The 4,517-nt window shown below is 60.2% G+C and carries 4 protein-coding genes; 2 read left to right on the top strand and 2 right to left on the bottom strand.

Translation table 11 applies throughout. The features are described 5' to 3' along the window. Together J7G73_RS12380 and J7G73_RS12375 are read right to left on the bottom strand one after the other, a co-directional pair. Window positions 1-984: amidohydrolase family protein (locus J7G73_RS12380; protein WP_291246480.1), on the bottom strand; the 984-nt coding region annotated here is incomplete at its 3' end. Between the two features lie 78 nt (window positions 985-1,062). Then, window positions 1,063-2,499, bottom strand: coding sequence for an APC family permease (locus J7G73_RS12375; RefSeq protein WP_291246479.1), 1,437 nt, complete (start codon window positions 2,497-2,499; stop codon window positions 1,063-1,065). Window positions 2,500-2,824: 325 nt separating this feature from the next. Here J7G73_RS12375 and J7G73_RS12370 point away from each other — a divergent pair, with 325 nt between their 5' ends. Both J7G73_RS12370 and J7G73_RS12365 read left to right on the top strand, forming a co-directional pair. Continuing rightward, window positions 2,825-3,553: a LytTR family DNA-binding domain-containing protein gene (locus tag J7G73_RS12370; protein ID WP_291246478.1), complete on the top strand. Its 729-nt coding sequence runs from the start codon at window positions 2,825-2,827 to the stop codon at window positions 3,551-3,553. A gap of 209 nt (window positions 3,554-3,762) precedes the next feature. Next, a partial coding sequence (locus tag J7G73_RS12365) for a ferrous iron transport protein A (protein WP_291246477.1) occupies window positions 3,763-4,517 on the top strand: 755 nt, incomplete at its 3' end.

Below are 4,517 nucleotides of genomic sequence, written 5' to 3'. Positions count from 1 at the left end.
CAGGCTGCTGCAGAAGGAGTCGGAACCGATGGTCAGGCCGATGCCCTTGGCCTTGGCCTTGCGCAGGTTGGCGTAGATGCGGTTCAGCTCCTTCTCAACCACGGTCTCACCGGGCTGAGAGTCGTGCATCTCGGGAATGTACACGGGGGGATAGGTCTTGAACCACTCATGCAGGAACTGGATGGTGGGGCAGAAGTAGATGCCCTTCTCCGCCATGATGTCCAGGCATTCGTCGTTCAGAGCCTGGCCGTGGATGATCAGATGAACACCGGCCTTGGCGGAATCCAGAGCGCCGCCGAAGCCCTCGGCATGGCTCCATACGGGTATGCCGACCATGTTGCACTCGTCCACAACGGCCTTGATCTCTTCGTAGGTGTAGTGCTGATCGGTCTTCTTGTCCCAGCGCCAGATGCCGCCGCCGGTGGACCAGATCTTGATGGCGTCAGGGCTCTGACGCAGACGGCGGCGAACTGCCTTGCGCAGCTCCCAGGGACCGTCTACGCGCTCTGCCCAGGGATGGCTCTCGTCGTTGTACCAGCTGGGCAGCTTGTGGCTGTCGCCGTGGCCGCAGGTGCGGGCGAAGCCCAGGCCGGTGCCCACCACACGGGGGCCGGTCATAACGCCGCGCTCGATCATATCGCGGATCTGCAGGCCGCTGCGGCTGATCTCACCAACGGTGGTCAGGCCGTGCTCCAGGCACTCGTGAGCCTGCTGAACCGCAACCACGGTCTTCTGGATGGGATCTTCCAGAACCCAATCGGTGTCGTCGTCGGTCAGGTTGCCGGAGAAGTGCAGATGGGTATCGATCAGGCCGGGCATGATGGTCTTGCCGGTGATGTCGTGGGTCTCGTAATCGGGGCCATATTCCTTCTTGGGACCGGCGTATACGATCTTCTTGTCTTCCACCAGGACCAGAGAGTCCTTGACCGGCTCGGCGCCGGTGCCGTCGATCAGCAGACCGCCAACGAATGCTACCTTACTCATAATGAAACAAACCTCCTGTTTCTTTGTTTGTGTATGTACCGAAGCGTATTTTGGGCGCTTATAGGTTCACGGGGAAAATTACTTTTTCTTGGCTGCCTTGGTAACGGCCATCAGAATCAGGCCGATGACCAGCCAGCCCAGAACGATGCCCCATTCCACGCCGTTCAGAGCAGCGGGGCTGAAGGGTACCACCATCAGCAGGATCACGATGGATCCGGCGGCGATGGCGGCGGCGATGCCCAGCTTGCCGCCGGGGACCTTGTAGGGACGGGGCAGATCGGGCTCGGTGTAACGCATGCGCAGGCAGGCCAGGCTCACCATGGTGCAGCTGAAGATGAAGGCCAGCGCGGAAACGTTGGTCAGGCTCAGCAGCATGTTCTTGCCCAGGAAGGGTCCGATCACGGTGATGACCGCCAGGATGGTGCAGGCCAGCTTGGGGCAGCCGGACTTGGAATCCAGCACCGCGAAGGATTCGGGCAGCTGACCCTTTCGGCCCATGGCCAGCATGATGCGGCTGGTGGCGCCGAAGAAGGAGTTCATGGGGCCCATGGGTCCGAGGGTGGCGATGATGAGCATCACCACATAGAAGATCATGCTGATGTCCTTCAGGCAGGCCAGAGCGGGCACGTCCTTGGTGATGAACTCGGTCCAGGGAACGATGGTGCCGAAGGAGTAGATGCAGATGATGTAGAAGCCGCCCGCGGCCAGCAGGGCCAGGCTGATGATCTTGCCGAATTTGTTCCAGTCCAGACCCTCAGCGGCCTCCTCAGCCTGCTGGGGAATGGTGTCGAAGCCCGCGTAGAAGAACGGGGTCATAACCAGAACGGACACGATACCGGCGAACATGTTGGTACCGGCAGTCTGGGTGGTGCTGCTCTGCACCTGCTGGAAGGAGGGCAGGATGTTGGCGGGGCCGCCCTTGAAGAAGGAGATGCCCATGGCCAGCAGCATACCGGCCAGCAGTGCCTTGGTCAAAAAGGCCTGCAGCTTGGCGGCGCTGGAAGCGCCCTTGAAGTTCAGCCAGATCACGTAGAAGGCAAAGCCCAGCGCGATGATGGTGGGGAACAGATAAACGTCTGCGCCCAGGATGCTGTACAGCTTTACCGACCGCAGAATCGGGAACAGATCGCCGAACATCTGGCTCACCAGAGTGGAGATGGCGATGGCCTCCCAGGGGCACAGGATACCGTTGCCCAGAACCAGGAACCAGCCGGTGATGTAGCTCAGGGTGTGGCCGAAGGTACGGTCCACATATTCCACGATGCCGCCGGAAATGGGAATGGCGGCGGTGAGTTCACCGAACACTGCGCCGATGGGCACCAGGAACAGTGCACCGATGCCGAAGGCAATCATCGCAGCGATGGGCCCGCCGCCGGTGACCATCCAGTCGCCCACCTGCAGCACCCAGCCGGTGCCGATGATGGCGCCGAAGCCGATGGTGAAGAAGTTCCACAGCGACAGTGTCTTTTTCATTCCGCCCTGTTCGGGCGCTGCTGTTTGGGGAGCATTTGCCATGAAGAGTTCCTCCTTGTTACAGGGCGTTCCGAGATGCCTGCCCCTTGGCCAAAGGCAGATTTCAGCCCTGTTTTTTCTTCTCTCTCACCCACTTGAAAAAACGTTTCCAGCGGGCACGGCAACACTATATCAAGTTTTTGGCAAAGTGTGTACAGCTCGCGCACAATCTGCACTTTTACCGTCAAAATCAGCAAAAGCGGTTGATTTTATTGACCAAAGTCCATATAATATATACAAAATGAACAAATCCAAGGCGTTTTTTTCTACATCAAAATCCGGGTATTTTCCCCGTTCCGCGCCTAAAACAGGAGGTTTTTCTGGTTATATGATCCGCTATATCGCACTGTGCGGCCGCGACCGGCAGGAAAATTCCGAGCTGCTCCACAGCCTGGCCCCGCTGAACAAACGGGTGGGGCTGGAATTTGTTTTTTTCGACTCAAGCCGCACCCTTTTGGATGAATACAACCGGGGCCGCCGGTTCGATCTGATCCTGCTGGATGTGGGCGAGGATGGGTCCGGCCTTTCGGCGGCCATCCAGCTGCACCGGCTGCATCCGGCCATGAGTCTGATCCTGCTGGCCAGCAGCGAGCAGTGGGCCATTCCCGGCTACCGCACCCGGGCCTGCGGCTATCTGGTGCGGCCCTTCTCCGGAGTGGCCCTGCAGGAGGAGGTCTGGCTGGCGCTGACCCACTGTGAAACGCCGGACTTTTACTACAGCTTCACCAGTGAGGAGGGCACAGTGCAGATCAAGCACAGCGAGATCTATTATTTTGAGTCGGATGTGCGGCGCATCACCCTGGTGGGCGAAAGCGCCAGCTACCAGTTCAGCGGCCAGATCAGCCAGATCGCCCAGAAGCTGGAGCCCTTCGGCTTCGCCCGCACCCACAAAAGCTATGTGGTGAACCTGCTGCACGTGGAAAACCTGTTCCGGGATGTGCTCACCCTGGCCAACGGCTGCCAGATCCCCTGCAGCCGGATGCACCACCAGGAGGTGGCCCGCCGCATCCGGGACCGGCAGCCCTCCACCGAGCTGTGGACCCCGCCCCGCAGCTGACCGTATTTCTTCTTTGCCCGCTGGCTCCGGCTGTGCCGGGGCCTTTTATTTTGTGCAAAAAACCCCTGCTCCGCCTGCGTCTTGCCTTGTATTGACATTTGAATCCGCAGGTGCTACACTGATGCAGCGTATAGGCATTATAATAAAGTATTGAGAAACATAGAAAGAACGGGGCTTCGGCTCCGTTTTTGCAAAGAGGGGTTTACGCAATGACACTTGATCAACTGCCGATCGGCAAAACCGCCACCATCACGGCGGTGAACGGCTCCGGCGCGCTGCGCCGCCATTTTCTGGATATGGGCCTTACCCCCCGCACGCTGGTGACCCTGCGCAAGGTCGCCCCCATGGGCGACCCCATCGAGCTGGAGCTGCGGGGCTATGAGCTCACCCTGCGCCTGGAGGATGCGAAGAGCATCACCATTGAGGACGTGCACACCCGCACACCCGAGCAGGTGGAGGCCGAGCACCATCATCAGCACGACCTGCGGGCGGTGGAGCCCATTGCCCATCCGGGCCTGGGTGAAGCTGCCGCCAAGCGGGGCCGCACCGCAAATGCCCTGCCCGCGGGCACGCCCATCACCTTCGCGCTGGCGGGCAACCAGAACTGCGGCAAGACCACCCTGTTCAACCAGCTCACCGGCTCCAACCAGCACGTGGGCAACTTCCCCGGCGTGACCGTGGACCGCAAGGACGGCCAGATCCGCAAGCACCCGGAGGCCACTGTGGTGGACCTGCCGGGCATCTATTCCCTGTCGCCCTACTCCAATGAGGAGATCGTGACCCGGGACTTCCTCATCAACGAGCGGCCCCAGGGCATCATCAACATCGTGGACGCCACCAACATCGAGCGCAACCTGTATCTGACCATGCAGCTGATCGAGCTGGGCATTCCCATGGTGCTGGCCCTCAACATGATGGACGAGATGCGGGCCAACGGCAACACCGTGCTGGTGAACCAGCTGGA

It is taken from the genome of Allofournierella sp. (assembly GCF_017889395.1).
Lineage (GTDB): Bacteria > Bacillota > Clostridia > Oscillospirales > Ruminococcaceae > Allofournierella.
The sequence above is the reverse complement of the archived record's forward strand: the minus strand, read 5'-3'. Positions and strand labels throughout refer to the sequence as shown.

Excerpts from the sequence above, each read along its gene's own strand:
- J7G73_RS12370 (WP_291246478.1), top strand. The coding sequence starts at position 2,825 with ATGATCCGCTATATCGCACTGTGCGGCCGCGACCGGCAGGAAAATTCC.
- J7G73_RS12375 (WP_291246479.1), bottom strand. The coding sequence starts at position 2,499 with ATGGCAAATGCTCCCCAAACAGCAGCGCCCGAACAGGGCGGAATGAAA.